The 25,084-nt window shown below is 69.3% G+C and carries 23 protein-coding genes and 2 pseudogenes; 9 read left to right on the forward strand and 16 right to left on the reverse strand.

Features of this window, described 5'->3' with window-relative positions; translation table 11 throughout:
* Nucleotides 1–272: 272 nt before the first annotated feature.
* Nucleotides 273–1,508 (forward strand): hypothetical protein, encoded by a 1,236-nt coding sequence (locus tag AB0M48_RS33400; RefSeq protein WP_363849510.1) that lies wholly within the window; start codon nt 273–275, stop codon nt 1,506–1,508.
* 3 nt (nt 1,509–1,511) lie between these two features.
* Here AB0M48_RS33400 and AB0M48_RS33405 read toward each other — a convergent pair whose 3' ends face one another.
* The 4 genes and pseudogenes from AB0M48_RS33405 to AB0M48_RS33420 all read right to left on the reverse strand — a co-directional run bounded on the left by AB0M48_RS33405 (nt 1,512) and on the right by AB0M48_RS33420 (nt 7,884).
* Nucleotides 1,512–2,642 (reverse strand): exo-alpha-sialidase, encoded by a 1,131-nt coding sequence (locus AB0M48_RS33405; RefSeq protein WP_363849511.1) that lies wholly within the window; start codon nt 2,640–2,642, stop codon nt 1,512–1,514.
* Between the two features lie 434 nt (nt 2,643–3,076).
* Nucleotides 3,077–4,741 (reverse strand): annotated as a pseudogene (locus tag AB0M48_RS33410) (helicase-related protein); the annotation flags it as partial.
* 1,020 nt (nt 4,742–5,761) lie between these two features.
* A pseudogene (locus tag AB0M48_RS33415) lies at nt 5,762–6,259 on the reverse strand (OB-fold nucleic acid binding domain-containing protein); the annotation flags it as partial.
* A gap of 14 nt (nt 6,260–6,273) precedes the next feature.
* Complete coding sequence (locus AB0M48_RS33420) at nt 6,274–7,884, reverse strand: DAK2 domain-containing protein (RefSeq protein ID WP_363849513.1); 1,611 nt, start codon at nt 7,882–7,884, stop codon at nt 6,274–6,276.
* 148 nt (nt 7,885–8,032) lie between these two features.
* Between AB0M48_RS33420 and rpmB the strand changes: the two genes are divergently transcribed.
* Nucleotides 8,033–8,224 (forward strand): 50S ribosomal protein L28, encoded by a 192-nt coding sequence (rpmB, locus tag AB0M48_RS33425; protein WP_030467945.1) that lies wholly within the window; start codon nt 8,033–8,035, stop codon nt 8,222–8,224.
* Nucleotides 8,225–8,243: 19 nt separating this feature from the next.
* On the opposite strand, the gene AB0M48_RS33430 is transcribed toward rpmB, so the two are convergent.
* Genes AB0M48_RS33430 through AB0M48_RS33450 form a run of 5 tightly spaced genes read right to left on the reverse strand, consistent with a single transcriptional unit; the run spans nt 8,244 to nt 12,149 of the window.
* Nucleotides 8,244–9,443, reverse strand: a complete 1,200-nt coding sequence (locus tag AB0M48_RS33430) for an MFS transporter (protein ID WP_363849515.1) — start codon at nt 9,441–9,443, stop codon at nt 8,244–8,246.
* 43 nt (nt 9,444–9,486) lie between these two features.
* The gene (locus tag AB0M48_RS33435) at nt 9,487–10,161 is read right to left on the reverse strand and encodes a uracil-DNA glycosylase (protein ID WP_319982494.1); all 675 of its coding nucleotides are present in this window, start codon (nt 10,159–10,161) and stop codon (nt 9,487–9,489) included.
* 20 nt (nt 10,162–10,181) lie between these two features.
* Nucleotides 10,182–10,703, reverse strand: coding sequence for a gamma carbonic anhydrase family protein (locus tag AB0M48_RS33440; RefSeq protein WP_189153847.1), 522 nt, complete (start codon nt 10,701–10,703; stop codon nt 10,182–10,184).
* 10 nt (nt 10,704–10,713) lie between these two features.
* Nucleotides 10,714–11,169: a GNAT family N-acetyltransferase gene (locus tag AB0M48_RS33445; protein ID WP_363849517.1), complete on the reverse strand. Its 456-nt coding sequence runs from the start codon at nt 11,167–11,169 to the stop codon at nt 10,714–10,716.
* 11 nt (nt 11,170–11,180) lie between these two features.
* Nucleotides 11,181–12,149: a thiamine-phosphate kinase gene (locus tag AB0M48_RS33450; RefSeq protein ID WP_363849519.1), complete on the reverse strand. Its 969-nt coding sequence runs from the start codon at nt 12,147–12,149 to the stop codon at nt 11,181–11,183.
* A 97-nt stretch (nt 12,150–12,246) separates the two neighbouring features.
* Here AB0M48_RS33450 and AB0M48_RS33455 point away from each other — a divergent pair, with 97 nt between their 5' ends.
* Together AB0M48_RS33455 and AB0M48_RS33460 are read left to right on the forward strand one after the other, a co-directional pair.
* Entirely contained in the window at nt 12,247–12,480 is a 234-nt protein-coding gene (locus AB0M48_RS33455) for an Lrp/AsnC ligand binding domain-containing protein (protein WP_030467939.1), read from the forward strand.
* A gap of 19 nt (nt 12,481–12,499) precedes the next feature.
* The gene (locus AB0M48_RS33460; RefSeq protein ID WP_363849521.1) at nt 12,500–13,066 is read left to right on the forward strand and encodes a DUF3515 domain-containing protein; all 567 of its coding nucleotides are present in this window, start codon (nt 12,500–12,502) and stop codon (nt 13,064–13,066) included.
* A gap of 158 nt (nt 13,067–13,224) precedes the next feature.
* Here AB0M48_RS33460 and AB0M48_RS33465 read toward each other — a convergent pair whose 3' ends face one another.
* On the reverse strand, nt 13,225–14,274 hold the full coding sequence (locus AB0M48_RS33465) for a D-alanine--D-alanine ligase family protein (RefSeq protein ID WP_363849523.1): 1,050 nt from the start codon (nt 14,272–14,274) through the stop codon (nt 13,225–13,227).
* A 57-nt stretch (nt 14,275–14,331) separates the two neighbouring features.
* Here AB0M48_RS33465 and AB0M48_RS33470 point away from each other — a divergent pair, with 57 nt between their 5' ends.
* Entirely contained in the window at nt 14,332–14,895 is a 564-nt protein-coding gene (locus AB0M48_RS33470) for a GNAT family N-acetyltransferase (protein ID WP_363849524.1), read from the forward strand.
* Here the strand turns inward: AB0M48_RS33470 and AB0M48_RS33475 are convergent.
* Nucleotides 14,781–16,151, reverse strand: a complete 1,371-nt coding sequence (locus tag AB0M48_RS33475; protein WP_363849525.1) for a PLP-dependent aminotransferase family protein — start codon at nt 16,149–16,151, stop codon at nt 14,781–14,783. The two genes, AB0M48_RS33470 and AB0M48_RS33475, sit on opposite strands and share 115 nt — an antisense overlap.
* Nucleotides 16,152–16,219: 68 nt before the next feature.
* Between AB0M48_RS33475 and AB0M48_RS33480 the strand changes: the two genes are divergently transcribed.
* A complete protein-coding gene (locus AB0M48_RS33480; RefSeq protein ID WP_363849526.1) occupies nt 16,220–16,864 on the forward strand; it encodes a pyridoxamine 5'-phosphate oxidase family protein in 645 nt (214 codons plus the stop codon).
* Here the strand turns inward: AB0M48_RS33480 and AB0M48_RS33485 are convergent.
* From AB0M48_RS33485 to AB0M48_RS33500, 4 genes are all read right to left on the reverse strand, one after another.
* Complete coding sequence (locus AB0M48_RS33485) at nt 16,845–17,303, reverse strand: cysteine dioxygenase family protein (RefSeq protein ID WP_363849528.1); 459 nt, start codon at nt 17,301–17,303, stop codon at nt 16,845–16,847. The genes AB0M48_RS33480 and AB0M48_RS33485 overlap by 20 nt on opposite strands.
* A gap of 119 nt (nt 17,304–17,422) precedes the next feature.
* Nucleotides 17,423–18,490 (reverse strand): cystathionine gamma-lyase, encoded by a 1,068-nt coding sequence (locus AB0M48_RS33490; RefSeq protein WP_363849530.1) that lies wholly within the window; start codon nt 18,488–18,490, stop codon nt 17,423–17,425.
* Nucleotides 18,487–19,497 carry an NAD(P)H-dependent glycerol-3-phosphate dehydrogenase gene (locus AB0M48_RS33495; protein ID WP_363849532.1) on the reverse strand — a complete coding sequence of 337 codons (1,011 nt, stop codon included), beginning with the start codon at nt 19,495–19,497 and terminating at the stop codon, nt 18,487–18,489. The genes AB0M48_RS33490 and AB0M48_RS33495 overlap by 4 nt, the downstream gene beginning before the upstream one ends.
* Before the next feature lie 4 nt (nt 19,498–19,501).
* Nucleotides 19,502–20,209, reverse strand: a complete 708-nt coding sequence (locus tag AB0M48_RS33500; protein WP_363849534.1) for a lysophospholipid acyltransferase family protein — start codon at nt 20,207–20,209, stop codon at nt 19,502–19,504.
* Nucleotides 20,210–20,402: 193 nt separating this feature from the next.
* Here AB0M48_RS33500 and cofC point away from each other — a divergent pair, with 193 nt between their 5' ends.
* From cofC to AB0M48_RS33515, 3 genes are all read left to right on the forward strand, one after another.
* Nucleotides 20,403–21,026: a 2-phospho-L-lactate guanylyltransferase gene (gene cofC, locus AB0M48_RS33505; protein WP_363849536.1), complete on the forward strand. Its 624-nt coding sequence runs from the start codon at nt 20,403–20,405 to the stop codon at nt 21,024–21,026.
* A 53-nt stretch (nt 21,027–21,079) separates the two neighbouring features.
* Nucleotides 21,080–22,054 (forward strand): hypothetical protein, encoded by a 975-nt coding sequence (locus tag AB0M48_RS33510; protein ID WP_363849537.1) that lies wholly within the window; start codon nt 21,080–21,082, stop codon nt 22,052–22,054.
* A 161-nt stretch (nt 22,055–22,215) separates the two neighbouring features.
* Nucleotides 22,216–23,385: an acyltransferase gene (locus AB0M48_RS33515; protein WP_363849539.1), complete on the forward strand. Its 1,170-nt coding sequence runs from the start codon at nt 22,216–22,218 to the stop codon at nt 23,383–23,385.
* Here AB0M48_RS33515 and AB0M48_RS33520 read toward each other — a convergent pair.
* On the reverse strand, nt 23,304–24,839 hold the full coding sequence (locus tag AB0M48_RS33520; RefSeq protein WP_363849541.1) for a hypothetical protein: 1,536 nt from the start codon (nt 24,837–24,839) through the stop codon (nt 23,304–23,306). The genes AB0M48_RS33515 and AB0M48_RS33520 overlap by 82 nt on opposite strands.
* Nucleotides 24,840–25,084: the final 245 nt, after the last annotated feature.

Consider the following 25,084-nt stretch of genomic DNA (forward strand, 5'->3'; position numbering starts at 1 on the left):
CCGTGCGACTCTTGCCTGTTGGGAGGACCGTCCCACGTGATGGGTGTCATCCTGATCGGTCTTGTTCACACGGATTCTCGCGTGGTGAGAGCAAAGTGGATACCCACCACCCGGTCAGACTGCGGCCGGTAGTGGGTTTAACCAGATCGAGTGACGATCTTCGCGACTATCTCGGTAGGGTGAGCCATATGGCCGGGGCTGATGGAGCCGGGCAGCCTACTGCCCGCACACCGCATTTCGACGTTGTCCTTCGTGGTTACAACCAGCGACAGGTGAACGAACGAGTCACCCGCTTGGAGTTCGACCTCAAGAACTCGAACCGCTCCCGTGACGCGGCCGCCGCGCAGGTGGGCGAGCTCACCAAACTGCTCAACTCGATGCGCGCCGACCTCGACAAGACCAAGATCCAGCTCCAGAACCTCGCCAACGCTCCCGTCAGTGCGTCGAACGTCACCGAGCGTGTGCGCGTGATGATGAGCCTGGCCGAGGAAGAGATCGCGGACATCCGCAAGGACGCCCTCGACAAGGCCGCCGCGACGCGGGGTGAGGCCGAGAAGTGGGCGGCCGGCCAGCGCGAGGCCCACCAGCGCCTGCTCGCCGAGACCGAGGCGCGCCGCAAGCAGCTCGAGATGAACTACCAGCAGCGCCACGCCGAGCTCGACCAGCAGACCGCCGGCCGCAGGTCGGAGCTGGAGGCGGAGCACGCGTCGTTGCAGGCGAAGCTCGCCGCCGAGCACGAGGCACTGGTCGCAGAGGTGCGCGCGAACGGTGAGCACCTCGCCGCCGAGTTCGAGAAGAAGTCGGCCGATCTGGACGCCCACCGCGTCGAACTGGACGCGAAGTACAAGGCGTACCACGACGAGCTGGACAAGGAGTACGACGGCCTCAAGGCGAAGCTGACCGCGGAGCACCAGAAGCTGATGGCGGACGCGCGGGCCGAGGCCGAGCGGATCACCGCCGACGCGGAGGCCAAGCGGACCGAGGCGCTGCAGAAGCTCGAAGCCGAGCTCAAGGCCAAGCAGGAGGAGGCCGCGAAGGTCCTCTCCGAGCTCGAAGCCGAGACGATCGCTCGCGCCGAGAAGACCACCGCCGACGCGTCCGCGAAGGCCGTCGCCCTGGTCAGCGCCGCGGAGGAGAAGGCGGCGACGACCCTGCGCGAGTCCGAGACCGAGGCCGAGAAGACCGTGCGCGAGGCCAACGAGAAGGCCGTCGCGCTCGTCCGCGACGCCGAGGCACGCACGTCGGCGCTGGTGCGTGAAGCCGAGGAGAAGACGGCAGCGGCCGTCGCCGAGGCGGACCAGCGCGCGGCCGCCGCGGCCGAGAAGGAGTCGTCGCTGCGGGCGGCGCACGACAACCTCGCGACGCAGTTCCACGCCGCGCAGGCGGCGGTGGAGGCGGCGATGTCGGTGCTCAAGCCGCTGGAGGACGGCAACGGCGACGAGGAACCCGCGGCGCCTTCCGGTGAGCAGAAGACCGAGCAGCTGCCGAAACCGCGGCAGAAGGACTGAGTTCTATCCGGGGAACGGCGGCAGGCTGCTCGTGGCCCAGCTCGTGTGGCAGCTGCCGTTCGCCGCGAAGTCGCTCGCGAACCCGATGAGCTCGCCGCCGTCGAGCGACGCCACCCCGCTGGAGTGGTAGTTCGGGCACTTGTCGTCCCGCGCACCCGGCACCTCGACCGGCGCGGGAACCGCGTACCAGCTGTCCCTGCCGCCGTTCTCGGAGACGAAGACCGTCCTGCCGTTGCCGGGGTCGACCTTGCCGTCGGCGGACATCAGCATCTGTCCCATGAGGATCACACGGCCCGTTGACGTGCCATTGGGCGCGAGAGTGATCGACGGCGTGTGCGCGAAGTACTGGCCGTCCTTCGTCGTCGGCCTGGTGCCGTGCCACGTGGGGTCGCCCCAGTTGATGCCGTCGGGCGAACTCCGGTGGTAGGCCTCGCAGAAGTACTGGTCGGGTTGCGAGCAGATCTCGTACATCATGTAGAAATCGCCGGTCGGCAGCCGCTTGACCTGCGGCATCCCCGGCCGCAACCAGCCGGCCGACAGGGCGACGACCTGCTCCTTGCCCGACCACAGGACGCCGTCGGCCGACACCGACCGTCCGATGTACCGGCTGTGCTCCTCGTCGGTCTCGTCAGCGAAGTAGCAGTTCAGCCGCCCCCGCGCATCAACGGACAGGTCCGGCTCCCAGAGCCCGCCGCCAGGCATGGCCCGCGCGCACTCGGACAGGTGCTGCCACGTCTCGCCGGCGTCGTCGCTGCGCCAGATCCGCGCCTTCAGCCCCTCCTGCCGCAGCCCGACCGACCCCGCCCACAGCACCGTCCCGGCAGGCATCTCACCGACCTGGCGCGGCAACTCGTAGAGGTGACCGCAACACGTCGCGTGGGCGCTCACGTCGTCAGTGAAGGTGCCGATCTGCCGGAACTTCCTTCCGGCTTTGGTCGCGCGCAGGACGTTGACGACGTGAAATCCGTGCAGCGCGACGAGGATCGACCCGCGGTGCCTCCCGTGCTCCAGCCGGATGGCGTGCGGGTGGCGGGACTCCACGCCGGTGAGCAGCACCTGGCCGGCCAGGGCCGGGCCCGGGCTGGTGAGAACGGTAAGGGCGGCTACCAGCGCGGTGATGATCAGGCGACGCACGCGTGGAACGTACCGAGACGTTTGGGCAGATACGGTGCTGGCACGCGCACACGTTCAGGTGACGCCGGTGGCGAGATGGGCGTGGAAGTGCTTAGGCGGCCGCTGGGGTGGGGCGGCGGGCGGGCCGGTGGGGTGGGGCGGCGGCCTGGGGGTGGTCGGCCAGCGGGATGAGGGCTGGCGGTCGTGGAGTCGCAGACCCGTGGCTCGGCAGACCGGTGGGTTGCGGGGGTGGCAACACAGCAGCTGAGCAGGCAACCACCGGACGCCGTCGGCCGCGCCTCCCAGGTCACCTCGCCCCACACGCACCCCTCGGTCCGCCCACTCAGGTCGCGAAGCCCACCCGTACCCGCTCACGCCACAACACCCATTGCACTCGCTCACGCCGCAAAACCGACCGCACCCGCTCACGCCGCGAAGCTCGTCGCGTGTCCCGGCTAGGTCTTCTCCAGGAACTCGGCGCGCTCCTCCGTCAGCAACGTCGCCACCATCGCCGCGAGGCCGGGGTGCTGCTCCAGGTCCGGGTCCGCGTCCACGACCTGCTGCGCGGCCGTGCGGGCGTCCGCGATGATGTCCTCGTCGCGCAGCAGGGACAGCATCTTCAGGCCCGAGCGGCGGCCCGACTGGGCGGCGCCGAGGATGTCGCCCTCGCGGCGCAGTTCGAGGTCGAGCTGGGCCAGTTCGAAGCCGTCCAGAGTGGACTCGACGGCGCGGAGGCGCTCCATCGTCGCGGTCATCTCCGGCATCTCGGTGACCAGCAGGCAGAGGCCCGGCGCGCTGCCGCGGCCCACTCGGCCGCGGAGCTGGTGGAGCTGGGAGACGCCGAAGCGGTCCGCGTCCATGATGGCCATGACGGTGGCGTTCGGGACGTTGACGCCCACCTCGATGACGGTGGTGGCCACCAGGACGTGGACCTCGTTGGCCGAGAAGGCCCGCATCACGGCGTCCTTCTCGTCCGGGGGCATGCGGCCGTGCAGGATCTCGATTCGCAGGCCGCGCAACGGGCCCGCCGCGAGCATGGTCGCCACGTCGATCACGGACAGGGCCGGGCGCTTGTCCTCGTCCTCGGACTTCGCCGGCTCCTCGTCGCCGATGCGCGGGCAGACGAAGTACGCCTGGTGGCCCTTCGCCACCTCCTCGCGCACGCGGGCGAACGCCCGGTCGAGCCAGGCGGGCTTCTCGCGGACGGGCACCACCGAGGTCTTGATCGGCGAGCGGCCTCCCGGCAGTTCGCGCAGGGCCGAGACCTCCAGGTCGCCGTAGACCGTCATGGCCACCGTGCGCGGGATCGGCGTCGCGGTCATGACCAGCACGTGCGGGTTCTCGCGTTCGCTGCGCGCCGAGAGGGCGGCTCGTTGCTCGACGCCGAAGCGGTGCTGTTCGTCGACCACGACGAGGCCCAGGGAGTGGAACTCCACCTTCTCCTGGATGATCGCGTGCGTGCCGACGACGATGCCCGCCTCGCCGGTCACGATGTCGAGCAACGCCTGACGGCGCTGGGCCGTGTTCATCGAACCCGTCAGCAGCGTCACGCGGGTCGCATCCTCGGCGCCGCCCAGCTGGCCCGCCTGGGCGAGGTCGCCGAGCATCTCGGTCAACGAGCGAGCGTGTTGTGCCGCAAGGACTTCCGTGGGCGCGAGCATCGCCGCCTGACGGCCCGCGTCGACGGCCTGGAGCATCGCCCGCAACGCGACCATCGTGTTGTGGGTGACGATGAAGTGATCGGTGACGTAGAGCTGGTCAGGGTGTGCGATCGAGATGCACTGCACGGGTTTGCGGCCGACGAACTCGACCGCACGAATCGCCCGCACAGGCTTCTCGTACTTGGTGAGCTCCTTGACGAGTTCCGCTTTTCTAGTGAGCCGGAACGGCGGGAACTCTTTGGGCAGACGAAGGCTGACCAGGTGGTAGGTGTTTCCCATCTTCTCGACAAGGCGAACTTTGCCTGTGCCACCCAGTGACTCCGCCAGCCAGGACACCTGATCAGCGAGCCGCGGCGACGCCGACAGGAAGGTCACAGTGGAACCATTGGCGTGATCGAGCGTGCCATCGGCGTCCAGCAGCCCCTGCAACAGCGCATGCCGGACCTTCACCGGTGCGACCAGATAGTTCTCCGGCAGGAACTTGTCCCTGGCGCGGTGGTCGCAGACCCCAAGAGTCCGCAGCGCGTTGAGAACCGGGTTCGTACCCTTGCGACATCCGTTCACGAACCAGTCGTACTTGTTCGCCCAATCAGGCTTGACGAGGTGTGCGCCCTTCGGAAGTGCCGCCATCAGCTCTACGAGGAGTTCTGGATCAGCGCTGGTGAACATGACCCTGCCGTTGAGCAGAGAGCCGTCTCCGATCAAGAGTCCCAGGGCGTACGGGTCCAGCGGCCGTTCAGTCAGGCAGTCCAGCTCAGGTGCTTCCACCACGGGCAGGTGCCACTTCGACGCCCCGTTGGCCGTTGTCAGGTCGTCGCGGATCTCCCGCAACGTCAAAACCTTGAGCGGGTTTCCCCGGTGCCGGCGCACAGTCGTGTTCACCGCCCACAGGTGTTCGAGATCAGACTCCACGCTGCGCCCGTCAGAAAGCGTCACGCGGTAGACATCTCGCTCGCCTTGGGGAAAGACGCCGGTCACAACGGTTATCTCGCCGCTGGGCGCGATCACCTCCTCCCCGACCCGAACGTCGCCCATCTTGATGAAGCCGGTAGGCGTGAGGACGAGCGAGTCGAGCGGTTGTGCCTTACCGCTGCCGACCTCGCCCTGCAGGAGGCGGTTCATCGGCACGGTGGACTCCAGGTCGGACGCGACCTGCTCGCCGACCTCCACCTGGCCCGCCGTCAGCGTGAACGGCAGCCGGGCGTCGAACGCGTCGAGGATCCCGCCGGACCGGCGCGCACAGGCAGGCGCCGGGCGAGCGGTGGAAGCCTTGCGGCGCTGGGCGAGGGCGAGCTGCACGGCCAGCGCCTCGTCCCACTTCAGGCGTTGCTGCGCCACCGCGATCTGCGCCCAGCTGTCCGGCCGGTGGATCGCCCGCAGCGCGTCCTCCAGGCCGATCAGGCCCTGCTCCTCCCGGAAGTCTGCGGGCAGCGGGTCCTCCGGCACGCCGTCCCAGATCTCCAGGAGCTGCTTCACGCAGTTCGCGATGTTCCACGTGTTGATGTGCTGCGACGCCGGGTAGACGGGCAGGAACGCCTGCAGGAACGACGACCCGTCCTGCTCCGCGGTGAGGACCTCGAACGCCGGGTGCACCAGCTGCAGGTTCTGCCGGTAGCGGCCCACCTTGCCGGCGAACAGCGCGCGCGTGCCCGGCAGCAGCTCCTGCTCGGCGACGAACGCCGGCTTGCCGAAGAACACCAGGTGCAGCTCGGAGGTGCCGTCGGTGATCACGGCCTCCGTCATCTGGCCGCGGCGCGCCTTCATCTGGCGCTTCTGGCACTTGCGGACCTCGGCCTGCACCGTGACGTGCTCGTCGATTTCGAGCGACCTGATGTCGGTCAGCTTCCCGCGCTCGTCGTAGCGGCGCGGGTAGTGGCGCAGCAGGTCGCCGACCGTCGTGAGGCCGAGGCCGGTCTCCAGTGCGTCGGCGGACTTCTTGCCGAGCAACGGCTGCAGCTTGTCGTCGAAGGAGATCATCGCGCCCTATTGAACTACTCGACACCGACAAAAATGACCGCGTCCGGCTGACCGCCCGGATACGCCATCACCTCGACCTCCGGATGGGTGACCCGCACGTGGTCCTCCAACACGTCGGCCAGGCCAACGGGTGCGTCCGCGCCCAGGATCACCGTCACGAGCTCGCCGCCGCCCGCCAGCATGCGGTCGACCAGGCGGCAGGACAGGTCCATCACCGACTCCGGCGCCGCGGGGCCCGGTTCGATCAGCACGACCTCGCCGTCCAGCATGCCCAGCAGGTCGCCCGGCTGGCAGCGGCCCACCCACGTGAGGGCCTCGTCGGCGGCGATCGAGAGTTCGCCTCGACGCGTGGCGGCGGCGGCCTCGGCCATGGCGACGACGTCGTCACCCGCGCGCCTAGAAGAGTCGTGCACCGCCAACGCCGCGAGAGCCTGCACAGGCGAGAACGTCGGCACCACCACTACGTCCTGCCCTGCGGCCTGCGCGTACGCCACGGCCTCGTCCAAAGCCTCGCGGAGGTCCGGATCACCCGGCAGCACCGCGACGTGACGCGCGCGCGTCGACACGATGGCCGACAGCAGGTCCGTGGGCGTTGCCGAAGAAGAAGCGAGGTCGAACACCGTGGCACCCTCCGCGCGGAACAGGTCCACGGCGCCACTCACCACCACCACGATCGCCCGGTCACGCACGAACCGTGAAGCCTGCGCAGCGATCTGATCGGCGAATCGCGCCACGGTGATGCGGTGCGGACGCCCGGCGCGCACACCCGCCTCGACAGCCGCGCCGATGTCGTTGCAGTGCACGTGCACGGTCCACAGCGAGACGCCGTCGCCCACCACCGACACGCAGTCACCCAGGCCGTTCAACGTGGCCCGCAACTCGGCGACCGACTCCTCCGAGGTGCCGTCGAGCAGGTACATGACCTCGTACTCGAACTCCGACGACCCGCTCTCGCGCTCGGTCGTCAGCGACTCCGGCGTGCGTGGCAGCAAGGGCGCGTCCATCGGTGTTTCCACGGTCTGGCCGGTGATCACCGCAGCCAGTGTGTCCAACAACACAACAAGCCCTCGCCCGCCCGCGTCGACCACCCCGGCCTTGGCCAGCACGGCGAGCTGACGGGGCGTGTCGGCCAGTGCGACGGCACCCGCGCGAGACGCCGCCATCACCACGTCGTCCAGCTCGTCCGACTCGCAGTCACGGGCGGCCTCGGACGCCGCGTGCAGCACCGTCAGAACGGTGCCGGCGACTGGCTTGGACACGGCGGCGGTGGCCAGCTCATCGGCCCGATGCAGGCCCTTGCGCAGGGCGGTGCCGGTGACCAGCGACACCTCCTGCACGGTCTCCGCCAGGCCCCTGAGCACCTGGGACAGGATCACGCCGGAGTTCCCGCGCGCCCCGGCCAGCGCGCCGCGGGCGAGCGCCGACAGCGCGTCCCCCACGGACGACATGGGCGAGCGCAGCAGCGCGTCGAGCGCCGACTGCATCGTGTGCAGCAGGTTCGTGCCCGTGTCACCGTCCGGGACGGGGAAGACGTTGATCTGGTCGATCGACTCCCGATTGGCGTCCAACGACCGCACGCAGGCGTCTGCCCATCTGCGCACCGCGACCGCATCCATGACCTGCATGGCGGCGAGAGTATCCACCCGGTTTGGTCGCAGGTGATGCCACCGGCTACCCTCGTTGAGTTGCCGTGCCCGGTTGAGGCTTGTGCACGCTTGCGCGCCCACCGGGACGCGAGACTTACCGCTTGAGGAACCTGAAGGAGTGGCTGACGTGGCTGCCGTGTGCGACGTCTGTGGCAAGGGGCCGGGCTTCGGCCATTCGGTTTCGCACTCCCAGCGGAAGACGAACCGCCGCTGGAACCCGAACATCCAGTCTGTGCGCGCGAAGGTCTCGGCCTCGCAGCGCCAGCGGATCAACGTGTGCACGTCTTGCCTGAAGGCCGGCAAGGTCGTGCGCGGCTGATCACCGCCACAGATCGTTTTCAGTTCGAAGAGAGCTCGGCTACGGCCGGGCTCTCTTCGCGTTTCAGGGCCCGGCGCACGAACACCAGGCAGGCGACACCGGCGAGCAACGCCCCGACGCCGCCCAGCGCGAACACCGCCCGAGGCCCGATGACCAGCAGCAACCCGCCGGCGGCGGCCGTCCCGACCAGGTTCGCGCCGATCACCACCGACCCGACGGCGGCGAACGCCCGCCCGCGCATCTCCTCAGGAGTCCGCAGCCGCGCGATGGCGTGGATCACGACGTTGTGGACGCCGTTCGACACGCCACCGATCGCCCAGCCGATCCCCGTCGCCACGACGAACGGGAAGGTCGCGGGGATCAGCACCCCGACGCCCGTGGTGACGGCGGCCACGGCAATCGCCTGCGCCATCCCGGACACTGTCAGAAGCCGCGCGGCCAGCCGGTTGCCGACCAGGATCCCGGTCATCCAGCACGCCTGCATTGCACCCAGCATGAACTCGTCGCCGTGCAGCACGTACCGCACGAAGGCGGGGTCGGCCACGTTGATCACCACGACCGTGCCGACGCAGAACGCCAGCCCGACAATCGACACGAACAGCACAGGATCCCGCCGCACGTGCCGAATGCCCGCGAGCGCGCTGGGACGAGCCTCGTGCGAACCGGAAGGCCGGCGTTCCGAACGCACGAACGCCAGCAACACCGCATAAGCAAGGAATGTGCAACCGTCGACGAGCAACGCAACAGGGTGCCCGAAGACCCCTGCGAGCAACGCACCACCGGTGACGCCCGCCATGCTGCCGAGACTGCGCCCGGTGCTGAGCCACGCGTAACCACGCGTCGCGTCTTCCTCGCCGGCGATGTGCGGCACTAGAGCGGAGATGCAGGGCTGGGCGATCGCACGCCCACACCCCGAGACGAACACCAGGGCCAGCACGAACACGGGTTGCCCCATCAACGGCGCGATGGCCGCGATCGCAAGCCCCTGGAACACCAGCGCGGTGATCAGCAGGCGGCGGTTGGGCAAGCGGTCGACGAGCAGCCCGACGAGGGGCGCGCCGAGCACGAGCGGCAGCAGTTCGGCGACGAGGATCGCGGCGACCAGCAACGGGCTGATCGGCGTCGCCCAGAACAGCAGGACCAGCAACGACAAGGCGTTGCCGAACTCGCTCACGGCCGCCCCGGCAGCCGTCAGCGTCAGATCACGATTCCCCCGCATGTCCCGCGACGCTAGTGCCGCGGGACATGCCGGGAGGAACCAATTACGGGAGCTTCCAGTCGATCGGGTCGGCGCCCTGCTTCTCGAGCAGTTCGTTGGCACGGCTGAACGGCTTCGAACCGAAGAATCCGGAATGCGCGGAAAGCGGCGACGGGTGCGCGGACTCGATGGCGGGCAACGGTTCCAGCAATGGACGCAGGTTGCGCGCGTTGCGGCCCCACAAGATCGAGACAAGAGGTGCGTCACGGGCGGCGAGCGCCTTGATCGCCTGCTCCGTCACCTTCTCCCAGCCCTTGCCCTGGTGGGAGTTCGCCTTGCCGGGCTGCACGGTCAGCGCCCTGTTGAGCAGCAGGACACCGCGCTCGGACCACGGCGTCAGGTCGCCGTTGGACGGCAGCGGGTACCCGAGGTCCTCGGCGTACTCCTTGTAGATGTTGATGAGCGACTTGGGGATGGGCCGCACGTCGGGGGCCACCGAGAACGACAGGCCGACCGCGTGGCCGGGAGTCGGGTACGGGTCCTGACCGACGATCAGCACCTTCACCTGGTGGAACGGCTGCTGGAAAGCGCGCAGCACGTTCTCGCCCGCGGGCAGGTAGGTGCGACCGGCGGCGACCTCCTCGCGCAGGAACTCACCCATGGCGGCGATCTGGTCAGCAACGGGGGCGAGAGCTTCAGCCCAACCGGCTTCGACAACTTCGTTGAGGGGACGAGCCACGGCTGTGAACCCTATCTCACTCAATCGAGCCGACGGAGCTTCTCCCGGTACAAGGCGATGTTCTGCACGTACTTCTCGACGATGAACGCCCAGGCCTGTTCCGGCACAACGTGTCCGGCACGTTCGCGAGCGGGAACTCCCAGCACCATCGTGCGTTCGCGGACGTGGCCGTCGAACGAGACCACCGCGCCGGCACCGACGATCGCGCCCTTTTCCACGATGGAACCGTTGAGCACCACCGAACCCGAGGCGATCAGGCAGTCGTCGGCGACGGTCGCGCCCTCGATGTGCACGTTGTGGCCGATGACGCACGATGATCCGATGTGCACCGGGTGGACCTCGGTGCAGTGGATGACCGTGCCGTCCTGGATCGACGTGCGCTCGTCCACGACGATGCGCCCGTAGTCGCCGCGCAGCACGGCTTGTGGCCACACCGAGGAGAACGCGCCGATGCGCACGTCGCCGATCACCGTCGCATCCGGGTGCACGTACGCCTCCGGGTGGATCTGCGGCGTGTAGTCCCCCAGCGCATAGATGGCCATGCGCCCGAACCTACAACGACTTGCCGAAGCAGCGACTGTCCGGGTGGTCGCGGTACACGCCGAAGTTGTCGATCGGCTCGTATCCGCTGGACGTGTACAGGGCGATCGCCTCGGGCTGGCGCACACCGGTCTCCAGCACCATGCGTCGCAGGCCCGCCTCGCGCGCGGTGACCTCCAGATTGGCGAGCACGAGCCGTGAGAGGCCCTTGCCACGTGCGGAGTCGACGACGTACATCCGCTTGATCTCGGCGGCGCCCTCCAACTCATCGTTCACGCGCCAGCCGCCGCAGGCGACGGGCACGTCGTCCAGGTAGCCGATGACGAAGTAGCCGAGCGGCGCGGCGAACTGCGCCGGGTCGACGGGCGTGATGTCGACGTCGCCGTAGCGCTCGACGTAGACCTGCTGGAGGTCGGCGATCATCTTGACCGAGTCCGGATGGTCATACGGCCGCGTGCATAGTTCCACGGAATTGAATTCTACGCGCGCCAGTGCTCCCAGCCAGGAGGTTTTTCGTAGTTCCTGCCGTCGACCGTCACACCTTCGCCGGCGCGGACCGTGCCGATGGTCGTCCAGCCGGGCGGCACCGCCTTGGGACCGGGGAACGTCGCCGCGAGGGCGTGGTCCTCGCCTCCGGTCAGCGCCCAGTGCCGCGCGTCCCCGCCGAGCGCCGACGCGACGTCGAGCAGGCGCGGGTGCAACGGCAGCAGTTCGGTGCGGATGTCGATCGCCACGCCTGAGGCGTCCGCGATGTGACCGAGGTCCTGCAGCAGTCCGTCCGAGACGTCGATCATCGACGTGGCGCCGGCCTCGGCGGCCCTGGGCCCCTCCTCGTACGGCGGCTCCGGGGTGCGCTGGGCGTTCACGATGCCGACCGGGGACCGGAATCCGCGGCCGAGCACGGCGAGTCCCGCGGCGGCCCAGCCGAGCCTCCCGGTGACCGCCACGACGTCCCCCACGAGTGCTCCGGACCTCGTGATCGGCTCGAGTCCGTTCATGTCGCCCATGGCGGTGATCGAGATCACGAGCGTGGCGGAGCTGACCATGTCGCCTCCGACGATGCCCGCCCCGGCCTTCGCCGCCTCGTCCCACAGCCCCGCCATGATCCCCTCGACGACCGCCGCGGGCGTGTCCGCGGGACAGGCGAAACCGACGAGCAGAGCGGACGGCAACGCTCCCATCGCGACGACGTCGGCGAGGTTCACGGCGGCCGCTTTTCGGCCCACCTGCTCGGGACTGGACCAGTCCAGTCTGAAGTGGACACCCTCCACGAGGACGTCCATCGAGGCCACGACCCGTCCGTCCGGGACGGCGACGACGGCCGCGTCGTCACCCGGACCGAGGATGGTCGTCTCCGGCTGCGCCCGACCGGTCGTCACCCGGTGGATGAGGTTGAACTCACCCACATCGGCGACCGTCTCCGCGTCGCGCGGCGGCTCCGGACGCAAAGTTGCCTCCCAATCTGAGCATTCGGAACCCCAACTGGGGTACGTTGCGTGACACGTTCCTACCTCGACCCAACCTGTCGCGACGAAGGGGCACGCCGTGGTGCATGCATACATCCTCATCCAGACCGAGGTCGGCAAGGCCGCCGCAGTCGCCTCCGAGATCTCCGGGATCGCCGGGGTAGCCACCGCAGAAGACGTCACCGGTCCTTACGACGTCATCGTGCGCGCCGAAGCGGAGACCGTCGACCAGCTCGGCCAGCTCGTGGTCGCGCGCATCCAGAACGTCGAAGGCATCACCCGGACGTTGACCTGCCCGGTGGTGCATCTCTAGCCCGTGTTGTCATAACCGGGTGACTCAGCAGGAATCCACGTCGGCGCTGTCCCGGCCGCTGCTCGCGGCGGTCGGGCTCGCTGTGCTGCTCGCCATCGGTGTCGCCGGGCTCGGTCTAGTGCTGGGCACGGGCAACCAGACGGAGGACGTGCCCGGACGCACGGGCCCCCTCGCGCTGGTCTCGATCGACGCTCCGTCGGCCGGTAGCCCGGAATGCGCTTCCCTGGTCGAGAAGCTGCCGGTGGGGCTGCCGTCCGGGAAGGACATGCTGTCGCGCCGGGAGATCGCCGCGCCCGCTCCCCCCGCCACGGTCGCGTGGGGTGACGCCAAACACGATCCGGTCGTGCTGCGCTGCGGCCTGTCGCGGCCGGCCGAGCTGTCGGCGACCTCACAGCTGCGGGTGATCTCCGACGTGCAGTGGCTGGAGCTGCCCGGCTCGGACAGCTCCACCTGGGTGATCGTGGACCGCGGCGTGTACGTGGCGCTGACGGTGCCCGCCGACGCGGGCACCGGACCGTTGCAGGACATCTCCACCACCGTGCGCGACCTCCTGCCGAAGCAGCCGGTCAAGACCGAGGCGCGGTGACCGTCGGCATTCGCCCCGTCTTTCGCCGCACAGACGGGCGCATCGTGGTGCCGGCCCCGCGTCCTCATATCGGGCATATGGGGGCGCGGGGCCGGTGCCGCGAGGCGTCCTGCTGAGTGGTGAAAGACGCGGTGAAGGTCGGCGGTCACCGTGCCTGCCTAACGGAGGCCTGAACCGCGGGCGATCGCCGTCTCGATCAGCGTGGTCAGCAGCGTCGTGAAGTCGATGCCCGTCGCGTCCCACGCCTTGGGGTACATGGAGATCGGCGTGAAGCCGGGCATGGTGTTGAGCTCGTTGACGATCAGCTCGTTCTGCTCGGTGAGGAAGAAGTCCACCCTGGACAGACCCTGGCAGTCGAGCGCCTTGAACGCGGTGACGGCCAGCTCGCGCAGCTGCGCGGTGATGTCGTCGTCGAGCTTCGCCGGGATGTCGGCCTCGTAGGAGTCGTTGACGTACTTGGCCTCGAAGTCGTACCAGTCGGCGCCGTCACCGACCGGGCGCAGCTCGGCGGGCAGCGAGGCCTCGATCCGGCCGTCCGGGAACTCCAGCACCGCGAGCTCGATCTCGCGGGGGTTCACCACGGCGGCCTCGATGATGACCTTGGGGTCGTGCTGGCGCGCCTCGAAGATGGCGGCGTCGAGGTCGTCCCAGTCGCTCACCTTGGAGATGCCGACGGACGACCCCGCGCGGGACGGCTTCACGAACACCGGCAGCCCGAGGTGCTCGCGCTCGTCGAGCGTCAGCGTCATGGCGGCGCGGTCGAGGGCGACGAACTTGCCGACGTTGATGCCCTCGGCCTGGAGGATCTTCTTGGCGAAGACCTTGTCCATGACGGCGGCGCTCGCGAACACACCGGGCCCGACGTAGGGAAGGCCACCGAGTTCGAGCAGGCCCTGGATCGTGCCGTCCTCACCCCACGCGCCGTGCAGCAGCGGGAAGACGACGTCGACGTCCTTCAGGGCGTGGCCGGGCTCGACCGCGACCACGGTCTGGTTGCGCAGCGTCGGGAGGTTGCCGGCGCCCGGCTCCAGCGCGCTCGGGTCCGTGCCGAGTGCCCACTGCCCCTGCGGCGTGATGCCGATCGGCACCACCTCGAACCGGTCCGCGTCCAGGTGGGGCAGGACGCTCTTGGCGGACTGGCAGGAGACCTCGTGCTCGGAGCTGCGGCCACCGAAGACCACGGCCACCCTTGTCTTGCGCTGCGTCATGCGGGCGACCCTACCCGTTTGGGCGATTGTGCCCACTCGCCAGTTGGCCTCGGCCGCGTGCTGGAGATCAAAGCGCTCGACCTGGACGACGACGCCGGACTCCGCGCCTACGCCGACGTGCGGATCGCCGCCCATCCGTGGTCGAGCAGGGAACAGATCATCGCGTCGCTGCGGGAGACGAACCCGGACTTCGGCGAGGTGATCCGCCTGATCGCCCGCCGCGACGGCGAAGGCGTCGGCATCACCTCTGTGGGTCTGCTCGGTGGCGTGAACGCCCGGCTGGCGATCGGCCCGATCACGGTGCACCCGGATCACCGCAGGCAGGGCATCGGCACCTCGCTGCTGGAGCGGTTGCTGCCGGAGTTGCGCGACCGCGGGCGGTGCACGTTCGTTCGCGGAACGGCCCGCGCTCGAACGCGTCGACACGGGGACGGACGCGTCGAACTCCCACATGATCAGGGTGAACGAGCAGCTCGGCTTCGTCACCGACCGCGAAGTGGTCGTGGTCAGCCGGACCTTCTGAGCAACTCCGTCAGCACCGGCAGAGCGTTCACCAGCTGCTCCCGCGAGCACGCGCTGTACCCGATGACGAGCCCCTGCAGCTTGGGCCGGTTCACGTAGTGCCGGGCCAGCCCGTCCACCCGCAGCCCGCGCTCGAGCGCCTGCCTCATCAACGAACGCTCCTGCTCGGCGTTGGGCAGCAGCACCACGACGTGCGCGCCCGCGTCGTCGCCGAGCACCTCGATACCTGCCTCGGCGAACGTGTCGGTGATGAGTGCACGTCGTTCGGACAGCTCTCGGCGGACCTTGCGCAGGTGCCGGCCGAGGTCGCCCATGCGCGCCAGTTCGACGACGACCCGCTGTCCCGCGGCCGCCGGGCTGGTGCCGGTCAGGTCGCGGTGTTCGAGGACGGTCGTGGCGATGTGCTCGGGGGCGACCATCCAGCCCGCGCCCAGGGTCGGCGTGAGGATCTTGCTCGTGGTGCCGAGGTGGACGACGACGTCGGGGGCCAGTGCGGCCAGTGACGGCAGGGGCGCCACGTCGTATCTGAGTTCGCCGTCGTAGTCGTCCTCGATGACGAGCCAGCCGTCGCGCCGGGCCCGTTCGACCAGCGCGACCCTCCGTGCCGCCGACATGCGGCCACCCAGCGGGTACTGGTGGGCGGGCGAGCAGTAGACGGCCTTCACACCCGCCGGCACGGCCTCCGGGAGCAGGCCCTCGGCGTCGACTGCGGCCTGGACGACCTTCAGGCCGTTGGCGCGGAAGACGCCCACCGCCCGTTGGTAGCCGGGTTCCTCGACTGCCACCGCGTCGCCGCGCTTCAGCACCGCGACGGCGATCTCGGTCAGCACGGCGGTGGTGCCGCCGGTCGCGAGCACGGGGTCGGCGTTGACGGCCAGGCCTCGGTGGCGCAGCAGGTGTTCGGCGATGGCCTCGCGGTACTCGGGCAGGCCCGCGCGTTCGGGACGGGACAGCGGCGGCGCGTCCGCACCGGCACGCCAGGCCCGGCGCCAGGCCGCGCGGTCGAGGCCACCGGCCCAGGGCGCGCCGGTGCCGAGGTCCACGAAGTCGGTGATGACGGGCGCGACGGGCTTGTGCGAACGTTTGCGCAAGGGGCCTGGCGGCGTCGTGGTGACGTAGGTGCCGGAGCCGTGCCGACCGGCGATCCAGCCCTCCGCGTGCAGCTGTTCGTAGGCGGCGGCGGTGACCGTGCGGGACACTCCGAGCGAGTCGGCCAACGCGCGTGTGGACGGCAACCGGTCACCCGCGCGCAGACGGCCCTCCGACGCGGCGGAACGCAGTGCGTCGGCCAGCTGGACGGCGAGCGGTTCGGCGGACTCGCGGTCCAGTGCCACGGGAAGCGCGGTCTCTGCCAAAGTGGCCTTCTCGAATCGACGAAAAATGGCGCTTTGATAATGCCACTTCTCCCAGCACAGTGGAAACCATGACCACTGACGTGCAGCTCTCCCCCACCCCGCGCAGCACCGTCGTCCGCGGCAAGAAGCGGGCCGTCGAGGACCGCCAGGTGCTCTACGACATCCTCGACGCGGGCCTGGTGTGCCACCTCGCCGTGGAGGTCGACGGAGCGCCGTTCCTCATCCCCACCGCGTACGGAAGGGACGGCAACCGCATCTTCCTGCACGGCTCGACGGGCTCACGGTCCATCAGGAGCATGCTGGAGGGCAAGCAGGTTTGCGTCGCGGTCACGCTCGTGGACGGTGTCGTCTACTCGCGGTCGGTGTTCCACCACTCGATGAACTACCGGTCCGCGATCATCCACGGCACCGCGACGATCGCCGAGGACCCCGCGCACGCCTTGCGCACGATCGTCGAGCACGTCACGCCGGGCAGCTGGGACTACGCGCGCCAACCGTCCAAGAAGGAGCTCGCGCAGACGGCCGCGCTGGAGATCGACCTGACCGAGGCGAGCGTGAAGGTGCGCGAGGGCGGGCCGGGCGAGGAGCCGTCGGACCTCGAAGCGAACCTCGTGTGGGCCGGGCACATGCCGCTTGTCACCACGTGGGGCGCGCCTGTGCCGCACGAGACGGACAAGGCCATCCCGCCGCACGTCAGCGAACGGGGCCGTTGACCGGGTCGTAGCGGTACGAGGTCATCGCACGGGTGCCGTGGCGGTAGACGTGGATCGACACGGCCGGATCCACACCGTCGTTGCGCACCTGGTGCACGTAACCGGGCCCCCACACGCGCGACTGACCGGCGTGCAGTGTGTGCACGACCTGGATCTTGGTGGTCACGACCTCGGTCAGCAGGCCGCTGACCACGGTGAACGCACCCGAGGTGTGGTCGTGGTCGTGCAGCGACGCGGTCTGGCCGGGGAGCCAGCTCATCAGCCAGATCTCCTGGTCGTCGGTCTTGTCGACCAGCGCCGAGAAGCGCTCCTCCGGGTCGTACCGGAGCAGGTGCTTCCAGCGGTCGCGGTCGGCGGCCCACGACAGAGCCACTCGAACGGGGTGCAGCAGCGCGGAGTTCTCAGACAGCACGACGCTGTTCTCAGGAACGGCGAACATGGGAGAAAAGGTCCTAACCAGGCGAATGCGCGAAAAGAGGACGCGGGACTATCGCCAGGTACAACAGCAACATGTGTTGAAGGACATGGAGCAGAGGGTCCCGGAACCGGGACCCTCCGTCAATCCAGTCCCAAAGCGTGGGACACGTCCGCGACCAGGTCGCGAGTGTCCTCACAGCCGGCCGAGAAGCGCACCAGGCCTTCCGGCACCGGGTCGCCGAACTGCGCACGCCGGTCGGCCGTCGAGTGCAGGCCGCCGAACGACGTCGCCGCCGACACCAGCTTCGAACGTGCCAGGAACTCGTTCACCGCTTCGACCGACTCGAGCTCGAACGTCAGCACGCCGTTGAAGCGCCGCATCTGCTGCGCCGCCACGAGGAACGACGGGTCGTCCGACGCTCCCGGCCACCGCAGGTTCGCCACGCGGCCCTTCAGCAACGCGTGGATCGCCGCCGCGTTCTCGGCCTGCCGCGCGAGCCGCAGGTCGAGGGTTCCGAGGCCGCGCAACGCGAGCCACGTCTCGAACGGGCCGGGGATCGCGCCGTTCAACGTCCGCGCGTCGCGGATCCGGGCCGCCAGCTCGGCGTTCGCCACCGTGACGTGTCCGAAGAGGACATCGCTGTGCCCGGCGACCGCCTTGGTGTCCGAGGCGACCACGATGTCGGCACCCAGCTCCAGCGGCCGCTGCCCGAGCGGCGTCGCGGTCGTGTTGTCCACGGCCAGCAACGCGCCTGCGGCGTGCGCCTGGTCCGCCAGCGCGGCGATGTCGCAGACGTCCAGACCGGGGTTCGACGGCGTCTCCAGCAACACCAGCCGCACGCCCTCGAACGACGGGTACGGCCCCGCCGTGGGCACCTCGACCACGTTCACGTCCATTTCGGACACGAACTTCCTGGTCAGGAAGTAGCCGTCCGACGGAACGACGAGGGTGTCCCCAGTGGACAGAACCGTCCGCAGCAACGTCGAGATCGCCGCCATCCCGGACGGGAAGACGACGCACTCCCCGCCTTCGAGCGAGCCCAGCGCCGTTTCGAGAGCACGCCACGTCGGGTTGCTCGCGCGGCCGTAGTAGTCCTGGCCGCCCAGGTGGTACGCCGACGCGAACACCGGCTGCGCGCCGAACGGATCGCCCGGCTCACCTGAGACCACGTGCACGACCCGCGTGCCGTCACCGAGTTCGGGGTTCATTGGCGCTCGTGCTTCCTGTCGCGGCCCAGCAACGCGGCACCGAGCTCACGCACGCTCAGCCCGTCGTGGCAGACCTGGTGGACGCCTTCGGTGATCGGCATGTCGACCCCGTGCGCTTGGGCGAGCTCGCGGATCGACGAGCAGGACTTCACGCCCTCGGCGACCTGCCCGTGCGCGGCTTCCTGCGCCTGCGCGAGGGTGTCGCCACGCCCGAGCCGTTCGCCGAAGGACCGGTTGCGCGACAACGGCGACGCGCAGGTCGCGACCAGGTCGCCCAGTCCGGCGAGGCCCGCGAACGTCAGCGGGTCGGCGCCCAGCGCCGCGCCCAGCCGTGCCGTCTCGGCCAGGCCGCGGGTGATGATCGACGCCATCGTGTTGTCGCCGTAGCCCATGCCCGCCGCCATGCCGCACGCCAGCGCGATGACGTTCTTGCACGCCCCGCCCAGCTCGCAGCCGACCACGTCGGTGTTGGTGTACGGGCGGAAGTACGAGTTCGAGCACGCGTGCTGCAGGTCGACCGCCCGGTCGTGGTCCGTGCACGCGATGACGGTGGCGGTCGGCTGCTCGACCGCGATCTCCTTGGCCAGGTTGGGCCCGGACACCACGGCCACCTGCGACTCGTCGACGCCGGCGACCTCGCGGATCACCTCGCTCATCCGCTTCAGCGTGCCGAGCTCGACACCCTTGGACAGCGACACCAGCGTCGCGTCCGGCGGCAGCAGTTCCTTCCACGCCGACAGGTTCACCCGCAACGTCTGCGACGGCACGGCCAGCACCACCGCGTCCGCCCCGTCCAGCGCCTTCGCCGGGTCGGAGGTGGCGGTGAGGTTGGCGGGCAGCGAGATGCCGGGCAGGTAGCCGGAGTTCACGCGGGTCTCGGTGATCTCGGAGGCGACCTCCTGACGCCGCGCCCACAGCACGACCTCGGGACCGGAGTCCGCGATGACCTTCGCGAAGGCCGTGCCCCACGAACCTGAGCCGAGCACCGCAACACGTTCGATCGCCATGTGTTCAGGCCTTCCTCGGTCCGTAGAAACCTTCGGGTGCCTGCTCCTGACGCACCTCGGCCAGGTGCTCCTTGACCTTGCCCATCAGCAGGTCCGTGACCTCGCGCAGCAACGGGAGCGTCTCCTCCTTGCCGCGGTACGCGGAGAGGTCGACCGGTTCGCCGACGAAGTGCGTGATCGTCTTGCGCGGGAACGGCCGGAACTTCTTCTGGTAGCGGTTGTAGAGGTCGAGCGTGCCCCAGCGGGCGACGGGGATGACCGGACCGTCGTGCTGCAGCGCCAGCCGGGCCACGCCGGTGCGCGAGTTCGCGGGCCAGCCGTCGGGGTCCCGGGTGATCGTGCCCTCCGGGTAGATCACCACGACCTGACCGGTCTCCAGCGCGTTGTGCGCCTCGCGCAGGCTCTGCTGGGCGTCCGTGGTGCCCCGGTAGACGGGGATCTGCTTCGCGCCCTTCAGGATGCTGCCCATGATCGGCACGTTCCACAGGCTGTGCTTCGCGAGGAAGTGCGGCACCCGGTAGTTCTTGTGCACGAACATGGCGTCGTAGCACGGGTCGAGGTGCGAGATGTGGTTCATGACGAGCAGCGCGGCACCTTCGCGCGGGATGCGTTCCCCGTGCACCATCCGGTGCCTGCCCAGCACGAACGACATGGGGTAGACGATCGCCGCGGCGACCCCGACCCAGAAGCCGCCCTTCTCCCTTTTGGCCACGAGGCCTCTCCTAACCTGCGTAGATCGCCTGCGTAGATCTGCACCCGAGAGCACACTAGCCCGTCGACCACAATCCTCATCGCTCGCTTCCGGCGCCCAGCAGGGCGCCTCGCGGCGCCCGTCTGCACGGCGAAATCGAACGACGAGGGTTGGTGGTCGACGGGCAGGCCGCCGAATCGTGGACTATGGCGAGGTGCGGGATGAAGTTGACCTCGTGGTTCCGGTGAAGACGCTGGACCGGGCCAAGACCAGGCTGACCAGCGCGACCGGCGGAGATCCGGTGTCACACGCGGCGCTGGCGCTCGCGCTCGCCCTCGACACGGTGAGTGCGGCCGCGGCCACGCCGGGCGTCCGGCGCGTGGTCACCATCACATCGGACCCGGCGGTCGCGGCCGAAATGGCCGCGCTGGGTGTCGAGTCGCTGCCGGAGCCGCCACAGCCGGGGCTCAACGCGGCGTTGGAACACGGCGCACGCACGCTGCGCTCCTCCCGCATCGGCGCGCTCCAAGCCGACCTGCCGGCGCTGAAGTCCGACGAGTTGCAGGCCGCGCTCGAAGCGGCTCGTGGCCGCCGCGCGTTCGTCCCCGACCGCCAGGGCACCGGCACGACGCTGCTCCTCGCCGCGCCCGGCGGAGAACTCGACCCGCGCTTCGGCGTCGGATCGGCCGGGCTCCACCGGCTTTCCGGCGCGGTCGCGCTGATCGGGGCGTGGCCGTCGCTGCGCTGTGACGTGGACACCGAAGAAGATCTGCGGCTCGCGCTCGCACTCGGTCTCGGCACGCGCACCGCGAACGCCTTGCCCGCCTGGACAACCTGAGCACCCGCCACACGTCTTCCGGGTCACTGGGGTGATCACGATTTGGGAGACTGATGCGAGCGCTCATCGCGCTGGCGGGTGTCACGGCCATCGCGGGCTGTGTCGCCGCCTATCCGATCGACCGGCCGTCCGACTACACGGCGGAGAGCACGCTCAGCACCTGCCGGGTGGACCTGCCCCAGAGCTGGAAGGACCTGCTGTCCCTCGACAGGACGGAGGCGGGCCCGCACGAGAAGGTCATCGTCGTCGCGGCGAACGAGGACGCCGGCACGACACTGGTGAAGACCACGCGCAACAGGACGACCGAGCTCGTGCTGCACGACCACGGCAAGCGCCAGCAGGTGATGGCGGTGCAGAACGACGGGCAGCTCTTCGGCGTCGAGTTCGACGGCCGCTGGGTGACGTTCTCCACGACACCGACCCCGGCCGGCCACACCACCACGACCTACGCGTGGGACTCGCGCAACGACGGCGCGCCCGCCCGGATCGGTGACAGCGGTGCCGTGGTGCACAACGGCAAGGCCGCCTGGTCCGACAGTTCCGGCGTGCACCTCTACGACCTGGCGAAGAAGAAGGACAGGGTCGTCGGCCCCGGCAGGGAACCGGCGTTCCTCGGTGACTCGCTCATCTGGCTGCAGGACGGGAAGTTCCGCGCCGAGGGCGCGTTGCCCGACCAGCTGAAGAACGCCGAACCCGGTGACAGCGTGGCATCGGACGGCCGCACGGTGGTGTGGACGCAGGACGAGAAGCTGATCGGCTGGCGCGAGGACTGGGCCGAGCCGCGCGAGCTGGCCGGGATCAGGCCGGCGCCGAAGACGGAGGGCATCGTGTTCCCGCGGGTCAGCGGCGACTTCGTGTCGTGGCAGTCGGAGTCGTCGTACGTCACGGACATCCGCAGCGGGGCGACCGTGCACACGACCGAGGGCGGGTACTGGCTCGAGGTCCACGGCGGAGCGCTGACACAACAGGGGTGGCGTGTCGCGGCCGCCGCCCCGTTGGAGAAGCTTTCACCGCTCTCCCGCTGCTGACCGGGGTGCAGCCTGTTGAATCCGTGACGAACAACACGAAAATGTTGGTTTGAACAACTCGGCAGGGAACCCCGGCACCTTTACATCCGTATCCCCCTGTGCCCGACGACGCTTCCCCCGGCGTCGTCCTCCCCGACGCATTGCTCTGAGGTGTTTTCTGCATGAGTTCACTGACGCACGCCGACTACCTGGCGTTGCGCCGCTTTCCCGCTCTGGACGGCCTGCGTGCGATTGCCGCGGTGCTGGTCGTCTTCTTCCACTACGGCGGACCGGATCGGCTCCAGGGCTGGGCCGGTGTCCAGATGTTCTTCGTCCTCAGCGGATTCCTGATCACCACGCTGATGCTGCGCGAGGAGCGGCGGACCGGCCGGATCTCGCTCAGTGAGTTCTACCTGCGGCGAGGGTTCCGGATCCTCCCCGTCTACTTCGTGATCCTGCTCGTGACGGTCGTGGCGTCCGCGCTGGCCGGCACGTTCCTGAGCAACGGCATCGGCCCCGCGCTGCCGTACTTCCTCTCGTTCACCAACGAGTTCGCCGCCGCCAGCCCGTACGGGCAGTCCTGGTCGCTCGGCATCGAGCAGAAGTTCTACCTGGTCTGGCCGCTGGTGGCGATCGCGCTGGGCACCGTCGTCCTGCGCCGCCGCGCCGGTGCCGCCGCCCTCGGCATGCTGCTCGCGCTCGTGGTCGTGAACTTCACCGCGTCGCACAGCAACCCCGGCTGGCCGCTGCACTACTTCTCGATCCTGACGGGCGTGCTGCTCGCGGTCGCCCTGCACAGCCCGCGCGGGTTCGCCGTGCTGCGCCCCCTCACGACCCGCGTCGCCCAGGTCATCGTCTCGATCGGATTCGTCGCGGTGCACCTGAGCGTGAAGCCGATCGCCGGATTCCTCGACGGGATCAACGGAATCCCTGGTCACGTGCTGGTCATTCCGGTGTACGCGCTCGCGACGGCGGTGCTGCTGACCGCGATGATCGCGCCCGGACCGGCCACGACGTTGCTGTCCGTGAAACCGATGCAGTTCGTCGGCGAACGCTCGTACTCGCTTTATCTGGTGCAGACGATCGCCGCGACCGTCATCGCCTTCTTCTGGCCCGCCCTGTCCGGTCTCGGGCAGGCCGTCGTGGTCACGGCGCTGGGACTGGCGCTGGCGAGTGTCCTCTACGCGACCGTGGAGATCCCGATGATCAACCTCGGCCGGCGCGTGATCACCCGCCAGCGCGCGAGGGCCGCTGTCAGGTCCGGGGTGGCTCAGCAGGGCGCGCCGCAGGCTCCCGCGCCGCAGTCCGCCGAGTCGTCGCGGTTGGCGACCATCGGGCAGGCCCAGCCGTAGAACGGGTTCGGGGCGAGCGGCACGGGTTCCCTGCCGCTCTCCCTGGCCAGTTCCCTGGCGTGGTGCGCGGTCAGCGTCACGGGAGTGCCGCTCGCCTGCGCCTCGTAGGCGCCCTTCTCCAGCTGCAGGATCTCGACGCCGCGCGAGATGTCCGCCACGAACACGGTGCCGCGGTGCCAGTACGGCGCCCAGGACGTCGCGGTGTCCGGCCGCCAGTACCCGATCTGGATCGGCCTGGCCGGGGTGGAGATGTCCAGGAACCGGGTGCCCTGGTTGTACCAGGAGTAGGCCACGATCCTCTTCTGCACGTCGAAGTAGTGCGCGGAGCACGTGACGTTGCCGGGGATCGTGCCCTCCTGGTCGTCCGGGCTCCAGATGCCGACGGTCTTCATCTCCTTGGGCGTCTCGCCCCAGCCCTCACCGCCGTGGGTGCCCTGCAGCGAGGAGATGACGAACCGGCCCTCGGTCTTGCACGTGGGCGAACCGAACGCCTCCTCGGTGTGCAGCAGCAGCGAACCCGGCGGGTTCTCGCGCGTGGGCAGCGGACCGTCGAGCAGCGTCCGGCCGACCGGGCGGAACGAGTTGTGCGTGAACGAGGTCGGCATGTCCGCCTTCGGCACGGCGCCGCCCGCGTACGGAACGGGATCCCACGCCTTCGCCTCGCGGTACTCGCCGGTCAACGGGTCGCGGTGCCAGCCCTGCGTGTAGTAGCCGCGGGTGCCGTCGTCGCCCGCCACCCACGCGACGCCCTGGGCGTCGACCTGCACGTCGTGCGTGATCTTCCCCTCGCCCGCCTTGCCGCGGACGTCGACGGAGACCGGAAGTTCCTTCGGGGTCTTCGGATCGCGGATGTCCGTGACGAAGATCCGCCCGGTCTTGGCGTCCGACCTGTCCAGCCCTGCCGTCCAGAGGAACGAGCAGTCGTTGACGCAGGTACTGGTGTGACCGGTGTTCTGCCGGTGGAAGCTGAGGACCTTGAGGTCTGCCGGGTCCACAGCGGACACGATGTAGTTGCCGGTCGGGCGGTCGCCGGGCAGCGCGCGTCCGAACGAGTTGACCTCACGCGCCAGGAACGCGAGCTTGCGCTTGGGGTCGACGTTGATGTCCTCGTTCTCCCAGAAGCGCTTCGCCGGGTCGTCGCCCGGCAGCGCCATCTCCTCCTTGGTGAGGTGGTCGAGGAGCCTGGGCCGGTCGAGGTCGGTGACGTCGAACGTCTTGAGCCCGGTCTCCATGCTCACGAACGCCACGTCGCGCTTGCCGTACTGGGCGAACGCGATCGAGATGGCCCGTTCGGTACCGGGAAGTGAGGCCTTCAGGCGGACGTTCTTCGCCGCCGCCTGAAGTCGTGGTTTGTCCACCTCGGGGGTCCTGGGTTCGGCGGAAGCCGCCGAAGCCAGGCCCGCCGTGGTGAAGGCCAACAGGGTCGCCGCCGTGATCGTGGCAATAACCTTCATGGATCGACCGTGGCAGCGGCGCGAACGAGCCGTGTAGGTCCGAACGTCTAGGGTTCTGGTCCGTGCAGGCGACCGTGTCTACTTTTAACAGTGACGGCTCTGCCGTCGTTCTGCGTGATGACGGCGTTCTCGTCGACGTGAGTGCCGAAGCCGTCACGGCGGGTGGCTGGCGAATGCTGCGTCCGGGGCAGCGGGTGACCCTCGAACGTAGCCCTGACGGAGCTGTCACCGCTCTTCGGATGCCT

The sequence above is a fragment of the Lentzea sp. NPDC051208 genome (genome assembly GCF_040682435.1).
In the GTDB taxonomy this organism is placed as follows: domain Bacteria; phylum Actinomycetota; class Actinomycetes; order Mycobacteriales; family Pseudonocardiaceae; genus Lentzea; species Lentzea kristufekii.